Raw genomic sequence first — 22,895 nt, 5'->3', positions numbered from 1 at the left:
ATGAAGATTCGCTCACAGATCGGCATGGTGCTGAACCTGGACAAATGCATCGGCTGCCACACCTGCTCGATCACCTGCAAGAACGTCTGGACCAGCCGCGAAGGCATGGAATACGCATGGTTCAATAACGTCGAGTCCAAGCCCGGCATCGGCTACCCCAAGGAATGGGAAAACCAGGACAAGTGGAAGGGCGGCTGGGTGCGTAACGCCAACGGCAGCATCAACCCGCGTATCGGCGGCAAGTTCCGCGTGCTGGCGAACATCTTCGCCAACCCCGACCTGCCGAGCCTGGACGACTATTACGAGCCGTTCGACTTCGACTACCAGCACCTGCACACCGCGCCCCTGGGCGAGCACCAACCCACTGCGCGCCCGCGTTCGCTGGTGTCGGGCAAGCGCATGCAGAAGATCGAGTGGGGCCCCAACTGGGAAGAGATCCTCGGCACCGAATTTGCCAAGCGCCGCAAGGACAAGAACTTCGACCAGATCCAGGCCGACATCTACGGTGAGTACGAAAACACCTTCATGATGTACCTGCCGCGCCTGTGTGAGCACTGCCTTAACCCGGCGTGCGCGGCATCGTGCCCCAGTGGCGCGATCTACAAGCGTGAAGAAGACGGCATCGTGCTGATCGACCAGGAAAAATGCCGGGGCTGGCGCATGTGCATCAGCGGTTGCCCGTACAAGAAAATCTACTTCAACTGGAAGAGCGGCAAGTCCGAGAAGTGCATCTTCTGCTACCCGCGTATCGAAGCCGGCATGCCCACCGTGTGCGCCGAAACCTGCGTTGGCCGGATTCGTTATCTCGGTGTGCTGCTGTACGACGCCGACCGCATCAGCGAAGTGGCCAGCACCGCCAACGAGCATGACCTGTACGAGAAACAGCTGGAGATCTTCCTCGACCCCAATGACCCGGCGGTGATCCGCCAGGCCCTGGCCGATGGCGTGCCGCAGTCGGTGATCGATTCGGCCCAGCGCTCGCCGGTCTACAAGATGGCCGTGGACTGGAAACTCGCACTGCCGCTGCACCCGGAATACCGCACTTTGCCGATGGTCTGGTACGTGCCGCCACTCTCGCCGATCCAGAACGCGGCAGCCGCCGGTACCGTGGGCATGAACGGGGTGATCCCGGATGTCGACAGCTTGCGCATTCCGCTGCGTTACCTGGCGAACATGCTCACCGCCGGTGATGAAAAACCGGTCAAGCGTGCGCTCAAACGTTTGCTGGCGATGCGTGCGTTCAAGCGTTCCCAGCAAGTGGACGGCGTCGAAGACCTGCAAGTACTCGAAGACGTCGGCCTGAGCGTGAGCCAGGTGGAAGAAATGTACCGCTACCTGGCCATCGCCAACTACGAAGACCGTTTTGTGGTGCCCAGTGCCCACCGTGAAGACGCCATGAGCGACGCGTTTGCCGAGCGTTCCGGCTGTGGTTTCAGCTTTGGCAGCGGCTGCAGCGGCAGTTCCGACACCAACATGTTCGGCGCCAAGAAGGCCAACCGCCGCGACGTGCTCAAAACCGTACAGATATGGGAGGACTGAGCCATGCGCATTCTTAAAGTGATCTCACTGTTGCTGGACTACCCCACTGAAACCCTGGTGAACGGCCGCGACGAGCTGGAACAGGCGATTCTCGAATCTCGGGAAATCAGCCCCAAGCAGCGCGGTGCGTTGTTCGAGTTGCTGGAGCTGATCTGCGCCAATGACTTGATGGACGGCCAGGAACACTACGGCGCGTTGTTCGGCCGCGGGCGTTCGCTGTCGCTGTTGTTGTTCGAGCATGTGCACGGCGAGTCCCGTGACCGGGGCCAGGCAATGGTCGACATGATGGCGCAGTACGAAGCCGCCGGGTTTGCCATCGGCGTCAAGGAGCTGCCGGACTATATCCCGCTGTACCTGGAGTTTTTGTCCACCCGCGAAGACATCGAAGCCCGCGAGGGCCTGGCGGATGTGGCGCACTTGCTGGCGTTGCTCGCGGCACGGCTGGACGAGCGTGAGAGCGGTTATGCCAGCTGCTTCCGTGCGCTGCTGCAGATCGCCGGCGCCGAGCCGCACCAGGCGGTGGCTGAGCTGCGTGCCCAGGTCGCCGCCGAGCCGCGCGACGACTCCCTCGAAGCCCTGGACAAGATCTGGGAAGAAGAGGCGGTGGACTTTATGCAGGCCGAGCAGCAGGACCGTTGCAGTTCGTTACCGAGCGCGCCGGGCAAGGCCCGCGAAGAAAGCGCGGTGCCGTTGCATTGGGTGGATTTTCAGCGAGAAGGGCAGGCCAGCGTGCCGGCCGGGGAGGTGGGTAATGTCTAAGTGGAATTTGCTGGTATTCGGGGTCTATCCCTATGTTGCTTTGGCGATCTGCCTGTTGGGCAGTTGGGCGCGGTTCGACCTGTCGCAATACACCTGGAAGGCCGGTTCCAGCCAGATGCTCAATAACCGCGGCATGCGCGTGGCGAGCAACTTGTTTCATGTCGGCGTGCTGTTCGTGCTGGCCGGGCATTTTGTCGGCCTGCTCACCCCGGCGTCGATCTACCACCATGTGATCAGTACTGAAAACAAACAGTTGCTGGCGATGGTCTCCGGCGGCTTCTTCGGCCTGCTGTGCCTGGTGGGCTTGCTGATGCTGGTCAAGCGTCGTCTGAGCGACCCGCGCGTGCGGGCGACCTCAAGCCCGTCGGACATTCTGATCCTGCTGGTCCTGCTCGCGCAATTGTTGCTGGGGTTGCTGACTATTGTTGCTTCCACCGGCCATATGGACGGTTCGGTGATGGTGATGCTCGCCGACTGGGCGCAGAACGTGGTGCTGTTGCGGCCGGTGGAAGCGGCGGCGTCGATCGCGCCGGTGTCGCTGATCTACAAGGCGCATGTGGCGCTGGGCCTGACCCTGTTCGTGCTGTTCCCGTTCACCCGCCTGGTGCACATGGTCAGCGCGCCGGTCTGGTACCTGGGGCGTCGTTATCAAATCGTGCGGCAGAAGTGAGGAGAACAGCATGACCAGTGGATGCGGATGTGGTGGTGGCAATGGCGGCAGCGGCGGTTGCGGTTCATCGGCCAAAGAGGCGGTGGTTGAAGTCGCGGTGCCGCTTGAGCCTGAGTTGATCGCCAGCAGTGAACAGGAATGGCCGATCGTCAGCGTCAACGGCGTGCCGGTCACGCCCGAAGCGATGGCCCTGGAGTTGCAGTATCACCCGGCCGAAAGCCGCGAGTCGGCGGTTTACCTGGCCGCTCGCGCCCTGGTGATTCGCGAGTTGCTGCAGCAGCGCATCGCCGCGCTGGGCCTGGCGGTGGAGATCGCCGCCGGCGAAAACCAAGAGGAAGCGGCCACGCGCTTGTTGCTGGAGCGCGAGGTCAAGGTGCCCGAGTGTGACGAGGCCACCTGTGAGCGTTATTTCGAGAACAACCGTGGGCGTTTCCACAGTGCGCCGTTGCTGGCGGTGCGGCACATCCTGCTCGAATGCGCGCCGGACGACGCCGAGGCGCGGGATCTGGCGCACAGCCAGGCAGAAGTCTTGCTGCTGAGCCTGGAGGAGCAGCCAGGCCAGTTTGCCGAATTGGCCCTCAGGTATTCGGCGTGCCCGTCCAAGGCCCAGGGCGGCTCGCTGGGCCAGATCAGCAAGGGCCAGACCGTGCCGGAATTGGAGCGCCAGCTGTTCACCCTGGCGCCGGGCCTGGCCGGCAAACCGTTGGAGAGCCGTTACGGCTGGCACGTGATCAGCATCGACCAGCGCATCGAAGGCCAGCCGCTGCCCTATGAAGCCGTGGCCGGTTCCATCCGCACCCAGTTGCAGCAAGGCGTGTGGCAGAAGGCGTTGGTGCAGTACCTGCAAACCCTGATCGGCGCGGCGGACATCCGTGGGCTTGCGTTGCAGGGCGCCGACTCGCCGTTGGTGCAGTGACATGAGCCTGGTGGATGGGCTCGGCCGTTCAATCGATTACCTGCGCTTGTCGGTGACCGATCGCTGTGATTTTCGCTGCGTGTATTGCATGGCGCGAAACATGACCTTCCTGCCGCGCCAACAGGTGTTGAGCCTGGAAGAGCTGGAACGCCTGGCCAGGCTGTTTGTGAGGCAGGGCGTGCGCAAGATCCGCCTGACCGGCGGCGAACCCTTGATCCGTCCGGGCATTGTCGAGCTGTGCCGCAACATCGCCGCATTGCCCGGCTTGCGCGAGCTGGTGATGACCAGCAATGGCTCGCAGCTGGCGCGCTTGGCCCGGCCGCTGATGGAGGCGGGGGTCAAGCGCATGAACATCAGCCTCGACAGCCTGGATGCCGCGCGCTTTCGGACGATTACCCGCAACGGTGACTTGCGCCGGGTGCTCGACGGTATCGAGGCGGCGCGGGACGCGGGGTTCGAGCGGATCAAGCTCAACTGCGTGGTGATGAAAGGGCGCAATTTCGATGAGGTGCCGGCGTTGGTGCGGTATGCGATCGAGCAGGGCATCGACATCAGTTTTATCGAGGAAATGCCTCTGGGAGATGTGGGGCGTTCGCGGGGGGAGACGTTCTGCGCCAGCGATGAGGTGCGCGCGGTAATTGCGCGGGAACATGGGTTGGTGGACAGCACCGAGAACAGCGGCGGGCCGGCGCGGTATGTGCGGTTGGCGCGGCATCCGGGGACGCGCATCGGGTTTATTTCGCCTAATTCGCATAATTTCTGTGGCAGTTGTAATCGGGTCAGGATGACCGTGGAAGGGCAGTTGCTGCTGTGTCTGGGGCAGGAGCGGGCGGTGGATTTTCGGGGGTTGCTCAGGCGTTATCCATTCGACGATGGGCCGCTGGTTGAAGCCTTGCACGGGGCATTGAAGGGCAAGCCATTGCGCCATGATTTCACCGGGGCGGGAGAAGTGCAGGTGGTGCGGTTCATGAACATGAGCGGTGGCTGACGCCGAACTCGGTCAACTGTGGGAGCTGGCAAGTCAGCTCCCACATTTTGATCTTCGCCCGGACTTGATCCTGGTCAATGGCTGGCAAAGTGATTGATCGTAGTCTCACTGCATATTGTGTTTAAAGAACTAAAAATATCTATATGTAGTGTTTGGAGCCCCCCTAATGCAAAGCACCCTCAGCCCGCTGGTCAGTACCCGATTGCAAAAGCGCGACGGCAATCTAGTCCCTTTCAACCCCGAAAAAATCCGCCAGGCGCTGATCGCCGCCGGTACCGCCACCGGCGAATATCAAGCCAGCGACGTCGACCTGTTGCTGGGCGCTGTCCTCGCACGGCTCAGAGGCATCGAACACCTGGATGTAGAGCAAGTCCAGGACAGCGTCGAGCGCGTGTTGATGGACGCCGGTTATTTCCTGTCCATGCGCGCCTACATCGTCTACCGCGAACAACATGGCTGCTTGCGCCGCGACCGCAAGACGCTGATCGAAGTCGCCACTTCGATGAACGAATACCTCGACCGCGAAGACTGGCGCGTGCAGGCCAATGCCAACCAGGGGTATTCCCTGGGTGGGCTGGTGCTGAATGTGGCGGGCAAGGTCACCGCCAATTATTGGTTGGATGAGGTCTACAGCGAGCAGATCGGCCGGGCGCACCGCGAGGCGGACCTGCATATCCATGACCTGGACATGCTCGCCGGCTATTGCGCCGGCTGGTCCCTGCGTACGTTGCTGCACGAAGGGCTCAACGGCGTGCCGGGTCGCGTCGAAGCGGGGCCGCCCAAGCACTTGGGCAGCGCGCTGGGGCAGATGGTCAACTTTCTTGGCACCCTGCAGAACGAGTGGGCCGGCGCCCAGGCGTTCAGTTCGTTCGACACCTATCTGGCGCCCTATGTACGCAAGGACCAGCTCAGTTACGTCCAGGTGCGCCAGGCGCTGCAGGAGTTCATCTACAACCTCAACGTGCCGTCGCGCTGGGGCACCCAGACGCCGTTTACCAACCTGACCTTCGACTGGGTATGCCCCGAAGATCTGCGCGAGCAAATCCCGGTGATCGGCGGCGAGGAAATGCCGTTTGCCTATGGCGACCTGCAAGTGGAAATGGAGTTGATCAACCGCGCCTACATCGAAGTGATGCAGGCCGGCGATGCCAAGGGTCGGGTGTTCACCTTCCCGATCCCGACCTACAACATCACCCACGACTTCCCCTGGGACAGCGACAACGCCGACCGCCTGTTCGAGATGACGGCACGCTATGGCCTGCCGTATTTCCAGAACTTTCTCAATTCGGACATGCAGCCCAACCAGGTACGTTCGATGTGCTGCCGCCTGCAACTGGACGTGCGCGAATTGCTCAAGCGCGGCGGCGGCCTGTTCGGCTCGGCGGAGCAGACCGGCTCCCTGGGCGTGGTGACGATCAACTGCGCGCGCCTGGGCTACCTGTTCAAAGGCGACACCTCAGGCTTGCTCCAGCGTCTGGACAGCCTGATGCAAATGGCGATGGAAAGCCTGGAGGTCAAGCGCAAGGTGATCCAGCATCACATGGACGCCGGCCTCTACCCTTACACCAAGCGTTACCTGGGCACGCTGCGTAATCACTTCTCCACCATCGGCCTCAACGGCATGCACGAGATGCTGCGTAACTTCAGTGCTGACGAGCAGGGCATGCACACCGAACAGGGGCGCGCGTTTGCCCTCAGGTTGCTCGACCACGTGCGCGCCACTTTGCTGCGCTTCCAAGAAGAAACCGGCCACCTCTACAACCTCGAGGCAACCCCGGCCGAAGGCACCACTTACCGCTTCGCCAAGGAAGACCGCAAGCGCTACCCGGACATCCTGCAAGCGGGCAGCGCCGTCGCGCCGTATTACACCAACTCATCGCAACTGCCGGTGGGCTATACCCAGGACCCGTTCGAAGCCCTGGAACTGCAAGACGAGCTGCAATGCAAATACACCGGCGGCACCGTATTGCACCTGTACATGGCCGAGCAGATTTCCTCGACCCAGGCCTGCAAGCAGTTGGTGCGCAAGGCGCTGGGGCGGTTCCGCCTGCCGTACCTCACGGTCACCCCGACGTTCTCGATCTGCCCGGTGCACGGCTATCTCGCCGGTGAGCATGAGTTCTGCCCCAAGTGCGATGACGTGCTGGCCCTGGCCGCGCACGCCTGAACCGATTTTCCAACCCGCAAGGAGTTCCACCATGCAAGCATCCCAGCCACAACGTCAGCGCTGCGAAATCTGGACCCGCGTGATGGGTTACCACCGGCCGGTGTCGGCGTTCAACCCCGGCAAGCAGTCCGAGCACAAGGAGCGCGTGCACTTCACTGAAACGGCGGCTGCGGCCGGGCGCCAATGAGTCGAGCGCTACGGGTCGGGGGCATGGTGCCCCTGACCACCCTCGACTACCCCGGCATGCTCGCCTGTGTGCTGTTCTGCCAGGGTTGTGCCTGGCGCTGCCGTTACTGCCACAACCCTGGCCTGATCCCGCCGCGCGCGAGCACCGAGGTGGATTGGCGCCGGGTGTTGCTGTTCCTGCAACGGCGCCGGGACTTGCTCGACGCGGTGGTGTTCAGCGGGGGTGAACCGACGTTGCAGGAAGGCCTGCCGGCGGCCATGGACGAAGTGCGCGCGATGGGTTTTCACATCGGCCTGCACAGCGCGGGAATCAAGCCGGGCGGGTTTGCCCATGCGTTGCGCCATGCCGACTGGGTCGGGTTTGACGTCAAGGCGCTGGCCGAAGACTGCCAGTCGATTACGCAAGTCAGGGGCAGCGGCGCCGCCAACTGGCGCAGCCTCGATGCCTTGCTTGCCAGTGGCGTGGAGTACGAATGCCGCACCACGGTGCATTGGCACCTGATCGACCCCTCGCGCCTGTTGCTGCTGGCCCAACGTTTGCAAGCCCTTGGCGTGCAACGCTTCGCCGTGCAGATGGTGCGCACGGCCAGCATGCTCGACACGCAATTGCCGAGTGCACCGCTACAGGCCGCATTGCCGGAGTTATGGGGCCGCTTGCGCGAATTGTTTCCCGCTTTTGTATTGCGTGGGTGATCAGTGCCCTCAGCGAGTTAATAGATGCTGCCCACGCTGGGCAGGTGTTCATCAAGGAATGTTAAGAATGAAACAGTTAACCACGGCACAACGCATCGTCATCGGCTTTGCGATTGCGCCGTTGGCCCTGGTCGGCCTGGTGTTCTATGCCTTGCACGACCTGGCAACCCTCAAGCAGCAATCCGAGCAGATCGTGCAGCAGGACTGGCCCCGGATCGCACCGATCATGGTGATCGCCACCGGTGTGCGCGATAACGGCCGCAACACCCGCGACCTGCTGATCGACCAGGACAACAGCCAGGCCCAGGAAGCCATCGGCACCACGCGGCAGCGCATCACCCAGGCGTTCGCCACCCTCGAGCCGCTGCTCGACACCGCCGAAGGCAAGGCCGCCTACGCGACCTTGAAGGCGCATCGCGAAACCTACGTGGCCGCCTTCACCCAGGTGCAGGCGCTGATCAAACAGGGCGCCCGCGAGCAGGGCCTGGCCCAGCTCAAGCAACAGGTGATGCCGGCCGAGCTGGAAGTGTTCAAGAGCCTGGACGCGTTGATGGCCATGCAAGGGCGCCTGTTCGCCGAGCGCGAGCAGGCGGCGCAGGTGCTGTACGACGAGGCCCGGCGCAACATGCTCGGGCTGTTCCTGCTGTGCATGGCCCTGGTGGTGGCTGCCGCCGTGATCGTCACGCGCAGCGTGATCCGGCCCTTGGGTGGCGAGCCGGACGAAGCCGCCCGCGTGCTGAGCCATATTGCCCAGGGCGACCTGACCGTTGTGGTGCCACTGGGCAACAGCGCCGAAGGCAGCGTGATGCGCAACCTGCACCAGATGCAGCAGAGCCTCAACCAGATGGTGCGGCACATCGCAGCCTCGGTGGACGGCGTGGCCAGTTCGTCCGAAGAACTGAGTGCGGTGAGCGGCCAGACGAGCAGCAGCTTGCAGGCCCAGGGCCAGGAAATCGAACAGGCGGCCACGGCGGTGAACCAGATGACCGCCGCCGTGGACGAAGTGGCGCGCAATGCGGTGAGCACCAGCGAGGCCTCGCGCCTGTCGGAACAGACCGCCCACCGCGGCCGGGCCCAGGTGCAGGAGACCGTGGCGTCGATCAACACCCTGGCGAGCGGCGTAGTGGAAACCTCCGAACGTATCCAGCAACTGGCCGGGCGCGTGCAGGACATCAGCAGCGTGCTGGACGTGATCCGCAGCATCGCCGACCAGACCAACCTGCTGGCCCTCAACGCCGCCATCGAAGCGGCCCGTGCCGGCGAGGCCGGGCGTGGGTTCGCGGTGGTGGCCGATGAGGTGCGCGCGTTGGCGCATCGCACGCAGGCGTCGACCCAGGAGATCGAACAGATGATCGGCAACATCCGCCAGGACACCGAGCACGCGGTGGCCGCCATGCACAGCAGCAGCGAGCGGGTCCAGGCCACCCTCGGCGTGGCGCAGCGCTCCGGCGAGGCACTGGATGAAATCACCCGGTCCATCTCGCAGATCAATGAGCGCAACCTGCTGATCGCCAGCGCCACCGAAGAGCAGGCGCTGGTGGCGCGGGAAGTGGATCGCAACCTGGTGGGCATTCGCAACCTGTCGCAGCAAGTGTTGCAGGGGGCGATGCATACGCAAACGGCGGGGCAGGACCTGGCCGGAATGGCGGGGACACTGCATCAGATGGTGGGGCGGTTCAAAGTCTAGCGGCGACTCTCCAAACTGTAGTGAGCGGGCTTGCCCCGCGCTGGGTGGCGAAGCCGCCCCAAAACCAGCCGACTCGGTTATAGCTGCAACACGGAGGTGCCTTTGTTAGGGCGGCTTCGCCACCCAGCGCGGGGCAAGCCCGCTCACTACATCGACAGCGCCGCACCACCCTGAGGCGCCAACACCAAACCAAAGGGCCGAAACAGTGCGCGATCGCCCTGGCTTGACGCGGATCAAGGCCAGGCATGCGCTGCATGATTAAAGTGAACACACCGTTCGCCGGCAAGGACTCCCATCATGGCCAAGCCTTTTCCTTTGCATCCCAAACACCCCGAGCGCATCTGCTGGGGGTGTGACCGCTACTGCGCAGCGACCGACCTGGCCTGCGGCAACGGCGCGGACCGCACCATGCACCCGGTAGAGATGCTTGGTGACGACTGGTACGAACACGGCGACTGGGGGCTCGCGCCCGAGCCGCCGACTGCGGATGAGCCGTCAGCTGCCTGATCGGGTTTTTGACTGGCTGTCTTGTTCGGAATCTTCAGGGGGCTGGGCCGGCTCAGCCGGTTTGCGCGGCTGCTCGTCGGTGTCTTTGCTTTTCTTGTCGCTGTCCGAGGGGCTGCTGGGAAAATTCCCCGGCGGCAGCGCGGAGCCGGTGGCGCTGTCACCACTCAAGAGGTTCGCGGCAGGTTCAGGGTTGTCGCCAAAGGCGGCGAGGGCGGGGCCGGTGAGCAGGGCTGACAGGCCGACGATAAGCAAAATCCGTTGGGACGATCTGGTCTTCATGACGCAATCCCCTATCGTGTAGATAATTCGTCTGATAACACTCGGATAGCCCCGAAGCCTGGATCATCTCCAGGCCCCGGTCATGCCTGGGTCACGCCGCCAACGGCTTGGCCGACTGCGACTTTTTGTACGCCGCCTTCATGGCTTCCATTTCGGCACCCAGCTCTTCGAGTTGCGCCTTGCCCAACAGCTTTTTAGCCTGCGGGAACATCTCGCTTTCCTCTTCCTCGATATGGTGCTCGAGCAGCTCCTTGACCACTTTGACGCGGCCCGAGAACTCGGTGGTGGACGGGTCGGTCTGCTTCAGGTCCGGCAGTACCAGGGAGTCCACGGTGCGATGCTCTTCCTTGGCTTCGTGGTACATGATGTCCTGTTCCTTGCCGCCGGCTTTGCGGAAAGCCGGGTAGAGGATTTCTTCTTCAAGCTTGGTGTGCAGGGTGATTTCCATCTCCAGCTTGGCCAGCAGCTCAGTACGTTTCTTAACCCCGCGTTCGGTCGACTCACTCAATTGAGTCAACAGGGCCTTCACGCGTTCGTGGTCGGCGATGAGCAGGTCAATGGCATTCATGGGTGACACCTCACGGAAAACTCAGGGCGTGTCGAAATGCACGCCTCGTCCATGGGAGTACTGCATCAGGTGTACCAACTCTGCCTATTTATAAATATTCATTAAAATCAATTAGATATGTTCGTGTTGAGGCGGCGCTGGTCGTGCAGGTTGCATGGTTGGCCGCGCGGGACATTGCATTCCACAACGAAGCGGCGGTGTCGCAAATTTAATGGAACCCTGGCGGCAAATATTTGACCTAATGCATACGACCTAGGAGGTGAAGCATGGAAATCCACTATATCTGGATTGGTTTGGCAGTGATTCTGCTGTTGTTGGAATTGTGGGCGATCAATGTCGTCTTGCGCAGCACTGGTGGCTGGGAGACCAAAGGGTTGTGGCTGATCATATTGATCTTCGTGCCGTTGTTCGGCCTGATTGCCTGGGCGATGTTCGGGCCCAAGCGTGAAATGCCGGAACACCGCAGGAGCTGAGGCAAGCCCCGCCCGGCAACCTGCAAACAGGCTCCGTATCGCAAGATGCGGAGCCTGTTTCGTTTCGGTTGCAGCCAGCTTGTAACGCACAACGCCCCGAATCATTCGGGGCGTTGTTTTTCCATCGCAGCCGGCTCAGCCAACCAGTGCCTTGGCAATCGCCTCGTTAAACGCCGGCAGATCGTCCGGCGTGCGCGAGGTGATCAGCGTCCAGCCATTGGCCGTGCACAGCTTGACCTCGGCATCGACCCAACCGGCGGCGCCGGCGTTTTCCAGGTCGATGCGTACGCTCTTGTAGGAGGTCAGCGTCTTGCCCTTGACCACGCCCGCATCGATCAGCGTCCACGGGCCATGGCAGATGGCGGCAATGGGCTTGCCGGCCTCGGCGAAGTCCTTGATCAAGCGCAGCGCCGCTGCGTCCTGACGCAAGGTGTCGGCGTTGACCGTCCCGCCTGGGATAACCAGGGCGTCAAAGTCCTTGCTGACCACATCCGACAATTGCACGTCGGACTCCACGGTCTGGTCCTTTTCGGTGTCGCCGACAAAGGTCTGGGTAGTCCCGCCTTTGCTGGAGCCATGGGTCACGGTGGCGCCAAAACCGCGCAGCGCTTCCAGGGGCTTGAGCAATTCATCGCGCTCGATGCCGGTGTTGGACGTGATGATCAGGATTTTCTTCCCGTTGAGTTGCGCACTCATGTTCGGATGCCTCCTGTGCAGTGAATGAAATTACTTGGCGTACTTGCTTTGCAGCTCCTTGGCTTTTTGCAGGTGCTGTTCCAGGGTCGGCAGTTTCTCGGTTGCGAAAGCCTTCAGCTCGGCGTTGTCCGAGGAAGTGGACTCTTTCTTGAACAGTTCGACCGCTTTTTCATGGGCGTTGACTTGGTTATTGGCGTAGGCCTTGTCGAACGATTCGTCGCGCATTTCGAGGATGGCTTTCTTGGCCTTGTCCATCAGCGCTGCTTCGTCCGGCACTTCCAGGTCGTGCTTCTTCGCCAACGCCATCAGCGCCTGGTTGGCCTTGGTGTGGTCATCAATCATGTGCTGGGCGAAGGTTTTCACGTCAGCCGAGCCGCTCTTTTGCAGCGCGAGCTTGCCGGCTTCGATTTCAGTGATACCGCTTTGTGCCGCCTCGTCGACGAAGTCATTGGAGGTGGCCGCCATGGCGACGGAAATCGAACCGGCGACCAGTGCGAAAGTCAGGCCCATCTGTTTCATCAGCTTGGTAGTCATGGTGTATCTCCTTGTGGATGACGTGATGTCGTTACCTGAAAATTGAGCGGGGGGCTGTGCAAAAGGTTTAATTTTTTTTGGATTTTTTTCGCCAGTGGTGGGGTGGGCAATTTACTTGAACTATCGAAATGCTCCGGGCTCTGCTCAATAGCTGCCCGTTGTTTTAGCGGGCTTTGACTGCCAGGAGATGCACCGTGACCGATCACAACCGCGCCGACAAAACCCCCGACCCCATCAGCTCCGAGCAGACGCAAAAAGGCAGCGAGCGTCCGTCGAAGGGGCAGACCCTGGAACACCCGAATCCCGATACCAAAACCGTCGACAAAGTGATCACGCCCACGTCGATCAAGGACACCGAGCGCCAGACCGACGCGATCAATGAACAGGCCACCAAGGCCGAGCGCAAGCTGGACCGCTGAACATGGCCAAGGCTATTTCGGCGTCCGAACTGGGCATCGAGCTTCAGCGCGAAGATGACGCCAGCCTGTTCAAGTGGTTTATCGCCAGTTTCCTGATGGGCAAGCGTATCCAGGCGCCGATTGCGGCGCAGGCCTACAAGGTGATCGTCGAAGAACAAGGTTGCGACACCGCGCGCAAACTGCAGCATTGCACCTCGCGTGACTTGGTGGCCATGCTCGGCCGTGCGCATTACGTGCGCTATGACGAGACCACGGCGCAACGCCTGCTCGACCTCAGCGCCAAGCTCAACGCCGAATACGCCGGCAGCATCATCCGGATGCGCAACGCCAGCGATAGTCCTGAAGCCTTTGAAAAACGCCTGGCTGAATTTGACGGCGTCGGGCCCAAGACCATCGAGATTTTCATGCGCGATGCGGCCAAGGTGCTGTTTTGACCGCACCGCTTTACATTGGCTGTGCGGGCTGGAGCCTGCCGCGTGAATCCTGGCCGGCCTTTGCCGGTGAAGGCACGCACTTGCAGCGCTACGCTTCACGCTTCAATGCGGTGGAAATCAACAGTTCGTTTTATCGCCCGCACTTGGCCAAGACCTATGAGCGCTGGGGGCAATCGGTGCCCCCGACGTTTCGTTTCTCAGTCAAGGTGCCCAAGCGCATCACCCATGAATTGCGCTTGCAGCGCTGCGAAACAGCGTTGGATGAGTTTCTTGCTCAATGCGTGCATTTGGGCGCGAAACTTGGCTGCCTGTTGGTGCAATTACCGCCTTCGCTGCACTTCGAACCGGTGGTGGCCAGTGTTTTTTTCAGGGCCTTGCGCCAGCGCTTTACCGGCGATGTGGTGCTCGAACCGCGTCATCCGAGCTGGCTGGCCGCTGAAGGCCTGCTGCAGGACTTGCAAATAGGCCGCGTGGCCGCCGACCCGCCGGTGATCGAAACGGGCGACGCGCCGGCCGGTTGGCAGGGCGTGCGGTATTGGCGCCTGCATGGATCGCCGCGTATCTACCACAGTGCTTATGGACCGCAACGGGTGCAGGCACTGTCGCGGCTGTTGAGCCGGTCTGTGCAGGACTCCGTTCCCACTTGGTGCATCTTCGACAACACCGCCAGCGGCCATGCAACGTCCGACGGCCTGTGCTTACTCGACCTTCATTCATAGGCGTCCACGTCGTCTAAACGATATGAGCGTAATGGCTGGTTGCGCAGCCGATGGGCGGCTACTCTCAGCGTTCAGTTCAGGGAGAGGTGACCTCGATGTCGTTGATGACCACCATCGAAGATTTACGCAGGCTGGCGCAAAAACGTGTTCCACGGATGTTCTACGACTACGCCGATTCCGGCTCCTGGACTGAAAGCACCTACCGCGCCAATGAAAGCGATTTCGCCGGTATCAAATTCCGCCAGCGGGTGGCGCGCAATATTGATGAACGATCGATCCGCGCGACGATGATCGGCCAGGACATGGCCATGCCGGTGGCCCTGGCGCCGACCGGGTTGGCCGGTATGCAGCACGCCGACGGCGAGATCCTCACCGCCCGTGCCGCCGCTGCCTTTGGCCTGCGTTACACCTTGTCGACCATGAGCATCTGCTCCCTGGAAGACATTGCTGAACACGTCGGGAAGCCCTTCTGGTTCCAGCTATATGTGATGCGTGACCGTGCCTTTATCGAGCAATTGATCGAACGCGCCAAGGCGGCCGGCGTGGATGCCTTGGTGCTGACCCTCGACTTGCAGATCCTCGGGCAGCGCCACAAGGACCTGATCAACGGGCTGTCGGCGCCGCCCAAACTGACCTTGCCGAATATCCTCGACATGGCCACCAAACCCCGCTGGGTGATGGGCATGCTCGGCACCCGGCGCCATGGCTTCGGCAATATCGTCGGGCATGTCAAAGGGGTGGCCGACATGAGCTCACTGTCTTCCTGGACCGCTCAACAGTTCGACCCGCGCTTGAGTTGGGACGATGTGGAGTGGATCAAGAAATGCTGGGGCGGCAAGTTGATCATCAAGGGCATCCTCGATGTGGACGATGCGCGCCTGGCCGCCAATTCCGGTGCCGATGCATTGGTGGTGAGCAATCACGGTGGGCGCCAACTGGATGGTGCACCGTCGAGCATCAGCCAACTGCCGGCGATCGTGGAAGCGGTGGGCGAGCGCATTGAGGTGTGGCTTGATGGTGGCATTCGTTCCGGCCAGGACGTGCTCAAGGCGATGGCCCTGGGTGCCAAAGGCACCATGATCGGCCGCGCGCACCTGTATGGCTTGGGTGCGATGGGCGAGGCGGGCGTGACCAAGGCACTTGACATCATCGCCCGTGAGTTGGACGTGTCGATGGCGCTGTGTGGGTATAACGATATACGCGATGTGAATCGCGAGATTTTGTTGCCGGGTACCTTTCCAGAAACGGTTGACCGAGCAAAAAAATCGTAAAAATATAAAAAGAGTTGTCCACGGAAACCGTGGGTATCTCTGTGGATAACTTTGTGAAGCCCCGGCAGGGTTGGCGATCTAAGCCGAGGTCATTATTTGATCAACTTTTGTTTTGACCCAGCATGGGCTGGGTTTGAGCTTGACAGGCAAGCGCGAACCCAGTGCCGAAAAGCGTTTTACGAGTCGCCGTCGCGGCTTCTGGAGTGCGTGACCACGTCAGGCGGCATCTTCACGTGCATCAACTTGTCCAGCGCCTGGCCATAACTGCGGCCGGCCAGGCTCATGCTGTTGTTATGGCTGGCGCCGGGCACCAACAGCAGGCGCTTGGGTTCCTGGGCGGCTTCAAACAGCTGCTGGCTGAAGCGCGGTGGTACGTAGCGGTCGTCCAGGCCGTGGACCACCAGTAGCGGCATATGGATATCGGCAATCTTGTCGATGGAATCGAACTTCTGTGACAGCAGCCAACGCACGGGCAGCGAGGTGTTTGCCACCGCCGTGGCCACGTCTCCAAGGGAAGTAAAAGTGGATTCGATCACCAGCCCGCGCACCGGCAGCGGCGTTTGCCTGCCCAGCTCGGCAGCCAGGTCGATGGCCACCGCGCCGCCCAGGGAATGCCCGTAGATCAGGCGTTTGCCGGGGTCCGGCTGCAGCACCTGGAAACGTTCCCAGGCGATGCGCGCGTCCTCATACACGGTGGTTTCCGACGGCAGCTCGCCGTGGCTCTGGCCAAACCCGCGATAATCGATGGCCAGCACCGAATAGCCCAGGGCGTGCAATTGCTCGATGCGGAACAACTGCCCGGTCAGGTTCCAGCGCACGCCGTGCAGGTAGAGGATGGCGGGTGCGTCCTTGTTGTCTGCCGGGTACCACCAGCCATGAATCGTTTGCCCCGACTTGAAACTGGCCGGCTTCAGTTCGAATTCCTGCACGGCCTTGGGCAAGCCGCTGTACCAACTGGCGTTACCCGGTTCGATGCGAAACACCAGTTCACGCTCCTTGTGCTGCAGCATGGCGCAGCCCACCGGCAGGCCGACGATCAACAATGCCATGCACAGGAGGGGAAACCAGCGCAGGCTCAGGCGCGAGAAAAAACGAGAGGACATGAAGGTTCCAGGGAAAAGGTGAAGCAGGGGTTTTACCAGATGGCCCCCACGGGCAGGAATTAATACGACAGCCGTATACGGGGATTGCTTGCAAAGTGTTACAGCTTCGCAAGCGAGCCGTCACCTTGACGCTGACGCCGCCCCCACGACATGCTCTGGCTCCTTTGAGCCAAGGACTGATCATGGACAACAGCCCCGTTCGCATCACTGCCGAAGAGACACTCTCGGAAAACTGGTACCTGCTGAAAAAATACAGCTTCGACCTGCGCCGCCGCGACGGCAGTTGGCAAGCCCAGACCCGCGAGGTATACGACCGCGGTAATGGCGCGACCATCCTGCTGTACAACCGCGAGCAGCGCACGGTATTGCTGATTCGCCAGTTCCGCATGCCCACCTTCGTCAATGATTACCACGGCTACCTGATCGAAGCGGCGGCCGGGTTGCTCGACAATGCCAGCCCCGAGGAACGTATCCGCCTGGAAGCGGAAGAGGAAACCGGCTACCGCGTGAGGCATGTGGAGAAGGTCTACGCGGCGTTCATGAGCCCGGGTTCGGTGACGGAGCGGGTTCATTTTTTTATCGGTGAATATCAACCTGGGGATCGGGTTGGCGGCGGTGGCGGGTTGGCGGAAGAGGGGGAGGATATCGAGGTGCTGGAGTTGGGTTTCGAGCAGGCGTTGGGCATGGTGCAGGGCGGTGAAATTGTGGATGGGAAGACCATCATGCTCCTGCAACACCTGGAATTGCGGATGCTCAAAGAGGGATGGTAAACCCGTATTCTCCCGGGCAAACCGGCGTTGCCATTGATCGTTCCCACGCTCCGCGTGGGAATGCCGCCTGGGACGCTCCGCGTCCCGCCGTGTGACGCAGAGCGTCACGGGATGCGTTACCACGCGGAGCGTGGGAACGATCACATGGAATGCTTACTACATAGACCCTGAACCATATCGCTGTTCCTGGAACGATTCTGCCCAGCGCAGACAGAAGTCATGTTGCTCCTGTATGTCGTTGGTCAGATCAACTTCTTCGTAGGCAAAGATATGGACAAGTTCACCGTCTGGCTGTCCCATCGTCAGCTCATAAGCGACAAGGCCATTTGACATATGGGAAGACATGCCGGATGTATGCACATTGATCCTGGCGCCCTTGCACAAGAATTGGATGTCTTTCAAATCGGCTCTCATCAGGCCGAAGCTGTCGTACAGATCGAGTGCGGTATAGGTTTTACGCAGCCCGTTGTTCAGCAGTAAGTTAAGGGTTGGCTTGCCCGCTTCGTATTCGACCACTGCGTTTTCACGGATACCGTTTTTGATGAGGGTGATCTCACGTGATTTCATGGGTATGTCCTATTAGGATTCAATATCGTGTACCCCTTGAAGGTGCCATCTTCATTGACGGGTGATGCCCCTAAAATGTCTTTTGATTCTATACGCCCCGGAACTGCAATTTCTGCTTCATTTTTGTGTTTGGAGCGTGTCCCAAGTTCTTTGTTTACGTCTCTTCCTGGGATTTTTTTAAGCGTGTAGAGAAATCCCTCTTCAAACCCGTAGCTTGACGCAAATACCAATGCCTGCGCCCTCGAGGTGGAGGTGGGGACGAAGTTGCTGGGAGGACTGGCATTGTTTAAAGAGTGCAGATAGAGATCAGTACTCGTCCCTCTGCTTTCGAATCCGGTTTCAAATATTTCATCGGGTTCTCTTGAATCCCCGCGATACAGATATCCTCGTTTTTGCTGAGGTATTGATGGAGACCGCTCATCAACGCTCAATTGCTCGGTTGGGTTCTCTACCGTTGATTGCGGTTTGCATCCGTCCCCGCCTGGGCAGGGGCTCAAACCCAGTGGATCAACCCAGCCCGTAGGGTTGTGCGCGTATTGGTAAGCGTTGATCCCACCCGCCAACTTCACCGGATCTGGCGTCAGGTAGCGACCAATGTCCGGATTGTAGTAGCGGTGGCGGTTGTAGTGCAGGCCGCTTTCTTGATCGAAGTACTGACCCTGGAAGCGCAGCGGGTTGTCGACTTTTCCTATGTCTAGGCGGCTAATTTCGCCATAGGCACGGTAATGCGCGGACCACACGATTTCGCCGTCCGGCGCGGTGAGTTCCTGTGGCGTGCCGAGGTGATCGAGTTGGTAGTGGTAGGGCTTGGTTTCTTTTGGGCCGAAGCCTTCCAGTAGGGCCAACGGCCGGAAGCTGTCCGGTTCGTAGAGGTAACTGCGGTGGCGGTCCGCGTGGTGTTCGGCGATGAGTTTGTCACCTTGCCAGAAGAACTCGGTGGTGATGCCGTCGACGGTTTTGCTGATGCGGCGGCCAAACGGGTCGTAGCGGTAGCTGGCGGTTTTTCCGTTGGGTTGGGTGATGCTGATCAGCCGGTGCTGGCAGTCGTAGCGGTATTCGGTGACGAGTTGTTGGCCTTTGCCGCGTCGTTCGCGGATGAGGTTGCCGAAGGCGTCGTAGTCGTAATGACGGTCGCCCTGGATCATCAGGCGGTTGCCGGCGACGATGTCGGGGCCGGGGCGGTCTTGCATGAGCAGGTTGCCGGCCGGGTCGTGGGCGAAGCGTTCCTGTTCGCCCTGTGAATGGTCGGCGCGGGTTAGACGGTTTAGAGGGTCGTAGTGGTAGCGGTGTTCGCCTTTACGGCTGTCGCGCAGGCGGGTGAGGTTGCCGTGCTTATCGTAGTCGTATTGGCGTTGGCAAACCGCACCGTCTATGTCGCACAGGCCGTGGTTGAACAAGCGCCCCTGGTCGTCATATTGGTAGCTGCTGAGCAGCTTGCCTTGGCCTCTGTTGCGTTCTCGACCAGCATCGAATTGGTGCTCGGTGAGTGCTTGGCCATTTAGCGCTACTTTCTTGAGCTGGCCGCCTTTGCTGTAGTTGAACGCCAGTCGGTTGTTGTCCGGCAGGCGCAGGTTCTTCAGTTGGCCGCAGGCGTCGTAGCCGTAGCGCAGGGTGCCCCAGCCTTGGTGTTCGGCGGTGAGGCGGTTTTGCGGGTCGTATTCGTAGGCCAGCGCCCAGTGGCCATCGTCGACGCTGAGGAGATTGCCTTGGCGGTCGTAGGCGTAATCGATGATGTTGCCGTCGGGCAGGGTTTTTCTGACGACGCGTCCGGCATGGTCGCGTTCGTAGCGGGTGATTAGCTGACTGTCGTCGTCGCCGTGTTCGGTCTTTTCCTGCAGATTGCCGTTGAGGTCGTAAACGTAGGTGGCGCGTTTCCCGTCAAACCCGACTTCCTGTTGGATGAGGCCGTTGGCGTGGTAATCGAGTCGGTAGGTCTCGCCGGCTTCGTTTTCGATCTCGGTCAGCAACAGCCGGGCGTTGTTGTAACGGTATGTGACCTGGGTGCCATCGGCGTTGATGCGGCGGCTGATCAGGTGTAAACCGTCGGCATATTCGTAGCGGGTGACGTGATCCAGTTCATCGCGTTCGGAGGTGATTTTTCCGTAGGGGTTGTAGCTGTATTTGCGCGTTGCACCGCCCGGCAGCGCCACCCGAATCAACCTTCCCACGCTGTCCCATTGGTAGCGGGTCAGGGCGCCGTATTTTTCCTCAGATGCGACTTTCCGGCCCAGGTCGTCATAGCGATAACGCTTGATGTCGCCATCGGGCAACTGCTCTTCAAGTAACTGGCCACGCGCATTCCATACCAAGCGATGACAGCTGTGATCGGGGTACCACACGCCAATCAGTAGGCCGTGTTTGTTGTAGGTGTAGTACGTGCAATTGCCGTCAGGATCGGTCCTGCGCGTAACGTCGCCGTGGTCATTACGCTCATATTTCCAAACCGCTTCGCCACGTCGCACCACCCGTACGAAACCGTTGTCATGCTCGTAGGTCGTCGGCTCGTCATCTCCTGGAAACAACGCCACCAAACGCCCGGCGTCGTCGTACTGATACGCCGTGATTGCTCCGAGCGGGTCTTGCTCAACCGCCAGCCGACCTTTGTCATCGTAGGATTTGAAGTGTTGGGCGCCATCCGGGTCGATGCGCTGCACCAGCCGCGCACGATCATCGTGCAGGTAGACTTCCTGACTGCCATCGGCGTTAAACACCGTGACGCTGCCGTTGTCATCCCAGACATACCGCGTGTCCATCTGCGAGAAACTTGCCCAGTGCCGGACACACCGCGCCGCTTTGCCAGTCCGCTCCCACTCCCAGTAAAAACTCGCTCCACCGGCCAACCCACGCTCAAGAATGACATGCTGCTCGTCGTACCGATAAACCTCACTTTCGCCTACGGCATTGGTCGCCGAAACCAACCGTCCAAGGTCGTCATAGGCGTAGGAAACAATGTTCTGTTCGGTCACCCAGACAAACGGACCGTCGTCCACCGCCCGCTCAATCTGGTAATCCACCGCCACGATGCGGCCCGACGCATAGCGCAAAAACAACGACCGCCCGACACCGTTATCCAGCCGCTCAATGCGCCCCAAAAAATCTCGGGAAATCCGCAGCCGGTTGTCATACGCATCGCTGATCGCCGTCAGTACGCCGTCGCGAAAGTGGTAGAAACGCGATGCCTGGGCCAGCACCAATTCACCTGGCAACGCCCCCAAATAGATCGCAGCTTCCGCCAGGCTATTGGTAATCGCCGGCCGAGCAGCAGACGGCAAGGGCAGGGTGGTCGACCGGTTCTCATGATCGACCCACACCACCGAATCACCGGAAACACTAAGCCGATGCGCTAAAGAATGACTCCAACCAAACCCCAACCCGCAGTCGATTTCCACCGCACTGGTGCGGTACAAGCGTGTCCACTCAAACGGCAAAACCCCGTCCAGCACCCCATCGGTCAGCGTCAGCAATTCCTCGCCCGTGACCATCGACACCGGGCAGCCATTGGTCACGGTTTTATCCGAAGAATCAGCCGCATCCCCCGCCGGATTCTTAGCAACAGCAGGCACATCGTCGACATGTTCCTGCCGCACCAACACCGTCCGCTGTGACTTGTTGCGCACCACCGGCACCGGGTTGGAAACCAGCTGATCCCCAGCCTTCAACGGCGCAACCGGCACGGCCTTGATCGGCGTCGCCGCGCTCCCCAGCAGCAACGGCTTGGCCACTTCCACATGCGGCTCCAACCCAGGCCCCACAAGCTGATCCGCCAACCTCTGCAACCAAGTGCGCACCCACCCGGACTTGATAGGCCCCAGCGTCTGAACCCCCAGCCGAACCTGCACCCCCATGCCCCGCGTCGCCCAGGCCAGGAACAGATTGATCAGCACCTCGCCGGTGATCTCGCCCAGCAACTCGTACATCTGCGGCGGCGGCAGCAGGCGTATCCAGGCCACCATGGCTGACAGGTAGATGAACAACAGCGGCTCATCGCTGAGCACCAGCAGGCCTTTGGCAACGGCGTCCTTGCCCAGCTTCAGCAGTTCATCGAGTTCGGCCTGGGAGAGGTAATGCAGCAGCTTCTCGCTGTTCGCCTTGAGGTCCGCCAGCAGTTCATACAGCTGCGTGAGATCGTCCCAAAGGTGGTAGAGCGCCTTGCCAATCCCGGTCGAGAACGCCAACCCTTGCATGGCGCTGCGCTCGAAAGGCGTGGCGTTGGCAAACTCGTCCCATTGCGGCTTGAAGGTCTTCTTCCATTCTTCGCGCAGACGCTCGTCCAGCCCCGCGATCAGCGACTGATAAGACGCATACAGCGCCTTGACGTGATCCTTGGAAACGTTGGGATAAAAGGTGATCTGGTATGGCTGATCGCGGGTGCAATCGTTGATGTGAAGAATGCCGCTGGGGCCAATCATTCGATGGAGCGGCGCACCTATCGGACTGCCATCCGCAGCAATTGCCTGCAGCATCACCGGCGTGTTGCCGATGGGCACAAACCGCGTGCTCTCGAACATGTGCACCAGCGTCAGCGAGCCCTGAGCCTTGCACTGTGCAACCGTGCGACTGGGTTCTTTAGACGACGCGGGAGCGACAAGGGAGACCTCGTCGCCCACCTTGAACACCTGCTCCACTTCCAGCGCCGAACCCGTCCAGAAACTCTCGGCCCATGCGTCAAAGGTGTTCAGGCACTGGCGCAAGTCGCGAAAAACGCTGCCGACGTCCGGCTTCTTGGCGTCCATGGGGGACAGGACGAACTTGCCGATAACCGGAATCAAGAGGCAGCCCCACCCACCGGGGCCCATACAAAAAACATCATCTGCAATCCCTCGCACTGTGTATTCAGGCGAGGGACTTTGCAGAGGTTCCCGGAGCAGGGCAGTAGAGCTAATCCGGCCGTAACGTGGGACGCTTCGACATCGCTCGTCCTCCCCCAAGCGACTGGCGGCTATTGTCAGA

23 protein-coding genes are annotated in these 22,895 nt (G+C 60.7%); 16 read left to right on the top strand and 7 right to left on the bottom strand.

Translation table 11 applies throughout. From position 1 onward, the window contains the following. The 10 genes from narH (at nt 1) to BLL36_RS06270 (ending at nt 10,112) form a co-directional block, all read left to right on the top strand. Nucleotides 1-1,539, top strand: a complete 1,539-nt coding sequence (narH, locus tag BLL36_RS06315; RefSeq protein WP_076950616.1) for a nitrate reductase subunit beta — start codon at nt 1-3, stop codon at nt 1,537-1,539. Nucleotides 1,540-1,542: 3 nt separating this feature from the next. Next, entirely contained in the window at nt 1,543-2,298 is a 756-nt protein-coding gene (gene narJ / locus BLL36_RS06310; protein ID WP_076950615.1) for a nitrate reductase molybdenum cofactor assembly chaperone, read from the top strand. After that, complete coding sequence (gene narI, locus BLL36_RS06305) at nt 2,291-2,968, top strand: respiratory nitrate reductase subunit gamma (RefSeq protein WP_076950614.1); 678 nt, start codon at nt 2,291-2,293, stop codon at nt 2,966-2,968. The genes narJ and narI overlap by 8 nt, the downstream gene beginning before the upstream one ends. Nucleotides 2,969-2,978: 10 nt before the next feature. Further along, on the top strand, nt 2,979-3,884 hold the full coding sequence (locus BLL36_RS06300; RefSeq protein ID WP_076950613.1) for a peptidylprolyl isomerase: 906 nt from the start codon (nt 2,979-2,981) through the stop codon (nt 3,882-3,884). A gap of 1 nt (nt 3,885) precedes the next feature. Next, nucleotides 3,886-4,872, top strand: a complete 987-nt coding sequence (gene moaA, locus BLL36_RS06295; protein ID WP_076950612.1) for a GTP 3',8-cyclase MoaA — start codon at nt 3,886-3,888, stop codon at nt 4,870-4,872. 166 nt (nt 4,873-5,038) lie between these two features. Continuing rightward, entirely contained in the window at nt 5,039-7,039 is a 2,001-nt protein-coding gene (locus BLL36_RS06290) for a ribonucleoside triphosphate reductase (protein WP_076950611.1), read from the top strand. 31 nt (nt 7,040-7,070) lie between these two features. Next, complete coding sequence (nrdD, locus tag BLL36_RS31465) at nt 7,071-7,226, top strand: anaerobic ribonucleoside-triphosphate reductase (protein WP_076950610.1); 156 nt, start codon at nt 7,071-7,073, stop codon at nt 7,224-7,226. Next, nucleotides 7,223-7,918 (top strand): anaerobic ribonucleoside-triphosphate reductase activating protein, encoded by a 696-nt coding sequence (locus tag BLL36_RS06280; protein ID WP_076950609.1) that lies wholly within the window; start codon nt 7,223-7,225, stop codon nt 7,916-7,918. Before nrdD ends, BLL36_RS06280 begins: the two co-directional genes overlap by 4 nt. 67 nt (nt 7,919-7,985) lie before the next feature. Continuing rightward, on the top strand, nt 7,986-9,605 hold the full coding sequence (locus BLL36_RS06275) for a methyl-accepting chemotaxis protein (RefSeq protein WP_076950608.1): 1,620 nt from the start codon (nt 7,986-7,988) through the stop codon (nt 9,603-9,605). A 297-nt stretch (nt 9,606-9,902) separates the two neighbouring features. After that, the gene (locus tag BLL36_RS06270; RefSeq protein ID WP_076950607.1) at nt 9,903-10,112 is read left to right on the top strand and encodes a DUF3079 domain-containing protein; all 210 of its coding nucleotides are present in this window, start codon (nt 9,903-9,905) and stop codon (nt 10,110-10,112) included. Here BLL36_RS06270 and BLL36_RS06265 read toward each other — a convergent pair. Next, nucleotides 10,101-10,391, bottom strand: a complete 291-nt coding sequence (locus BLL36_RS06265; protein WP_076950606.1) for a hypothetical protein — start codon at nt 10,389-10,391, stop codon at nt 10,101-10,103. The genes BLL36_RS06270 and BLL36_RS06265 overlap by 12 nt on opposite strands. 91 nt (nt 10,392-10,482) lie before the next feature. Beyond that, entirely contained in the window at nt 10,483-10,959 is a 477-nt protein-coding gene (locus tag BLL36_RS06260) for a hemerythrin domain-containing protein (RefSeq protein ID WP_076950605.1), read from the bottom strand. Nucleotides 10,960-11,225: 266 nt separating this feature from the next. Here BLL36_RS06260 and BLL36_RS06255 point away from each other — a divergent pair, with 266 nt between their 5' ends. Beyond that, nucleotides 11,226-11,432, top strand: a complete 207-nt coding sequence (locus BLL36_RS06255; RefSeq protein WP_076950604.1) for a PLDc N-terminal domain-containing protein — start codon at nt 11,226-11,228, stop codon at nt 11,430-11,432. Nucleotides 11,433-11,567: 135 nt separating this feature from the next. Here the strand turns inward: BLL36_RS06255 and BLL36_RS06250 are convergent, their stop codons facing one another. Together BLL36_RS06250 and BLL36_RS06245 are read right to left on the bottom strand one after the other, a co-directional pair. Next, nucleotides 11,568-12,128 carry a type 1 glutamine amidotransferase domain-containing protein gene (locus BLL36_RS06250; RefSeq protein ID WP_076950603.1) on the bottom strand — a complete coding sequence of 187 codons (561 nt, stop codon included), beginning with the start codon at nt 12,126-12,128 and terminating at the stop codon, nt 11,568-11,570. A 30-nt stretch (nt 12,129-12,158) separates the two neighbouring features. Beyond that, entirely contained in the window at nt 12,159-12,662 is a 504-nt protein-coding gene (locus BLL36_RS06245) for a DUF4142 domain-containing protein (RefSeq protein ID WP_076950602.1), read from the bottom strand. A gap of 194 nt (nt 12,663-12,856) precedes the next feature. On the opposite strand from BLL36_RS06245, the gene BLL36_RS06240 reads away from it, so the two are divergent. The 4 genes from BLL36_RS06240 (at nt 12,857) to BLL36_RS06225 (ending at nt 15,505) form a co-directional block, all read left to right on the top strand. Then, nucleotides 12,857-13,081, top strand: coding sequence for a hypothetical protein (locus BLL36_RS06240; protein WP_076950601.1), 225 nt, complete (start codon nt 12,857-12,859; stop codon nt 13,079-13,081). A 2-nt stretch (nt 13,082-13,083) separates the two neighbouring features. Next, nucleotides 13,084-13,515, top strand: coding sequence for a DNA methylase (locus BLL36_RS06235; protein ID WP_076950600.1), 432 nt, complete (start codon nt 13,084-13,086; stop codon nt 13,513-13,515). Beyond that, on the top strand, nt 13,512-14,234 hold the full coding sequence (locus tag BLL36_RS06230; protein WP_162279234.1) for a DUF72 domain-containing protein: 723 nt from the start codon (nt 13,512-13,514) through the stop codon (nt 14,232-14,234). Before BLL36_RS06235 ends, BLL36_RS06230 begins: the two co-directional genes overlap by 4 nt. A 95-nt stretch (nt 14,235-14,329) precedes the next feature. Further along, nucleotides 14,330-15,505, top strand: a complete 1,176-nt coding sequence (locus BLL36_RS06225) for an alpha-hydroxy acid oxidase (RefSeq protein ID WP_076950599.1) — start codon at nt 14,330-14,332, stop codon at nt 15,503-15,505. A 176-nt stretch (nt 15,506-15,681) separates the two neighbouring features. Here BLL36_RS06225 and BLL36_RS06220 read toward each other — a convergent pair whose 3' ends face one another. Beyond that, nucleotides 15,682-16,608 (bottom strand): alpha/beta hydrolase, encoded by a 927-nt coding sequence (locus BLL36_RS06220; RefSeq protein WP_076950598.1) that lies wholly within the window; start codon nt 16,606-16,608, stop codon nt 15,682-15,684. Between the two features lie 182 nt (nt 16,609-16,790). On the opposite strand from BLL36_RS06220, the gene BLL36_RS06215 reads away from it, so the two are divergent. Further along, on the top strand, nt 16,791-17,378 hold the full coding sequence (locus tag BLL36_RS06215) for an NUDIX domain-containing protein (RefSeq protein WP_076950597.1): 588 nt from the start codon (nt 16,791-16,793) through the stop codon (nt 17,376-17,378). A gap of 156 nt (nt 17,379-17,534) precedes the next feature. Here the strand turns inward: BLL36_RS06215 and BLL36_RS06205 are convergent, their stop codons facing one another. Both BLL36_RS06205 and BLL36_RS06200 read right to left on the bottom strand, forming a co-directional pair. After that, nucleotides 17,535-17,945: a hypothetical protein gene (locus BLL36_RS06205; RefSeq protein ID WP_076950596.1), complete on the bottom strand. Its 411-nt coding sequence runs from the start codon at nt 17,943-17,945 to the stop codon at nt 17,535-17,537. Next, entirely contained in the window at nt 17,942-22,714 is a 4,773-nt protein-coding gene (locus BLL36_RS06200; RefSeq protein WP_076951001.1) for an RHS repeat-associated core domain-containing protein, read from the bottom strand. Before BLL36_RS06200 ends, BLL36_RS06205 begins: the two co-directional genes overlap by 4 nt. Nucleotides 22,715-22,895 lie beyond the last annotated feature (181 nt).

The organism is Pseudomonas cedrina subsp. cedrina, assembly GCF_001983175.1.
Classification (GTDB): Bacteria; Pseudomonadota; Gammaproteobacteria; order Pseudomonadales; family Pseudomonadaceae; genus Aquipseudomonas; species Aquipseudomonas cedrina.
Note: the sequence above shows the minus strand (reverse complement) of the source record. Positions and strands in the feature narration are given on the sequence as shown.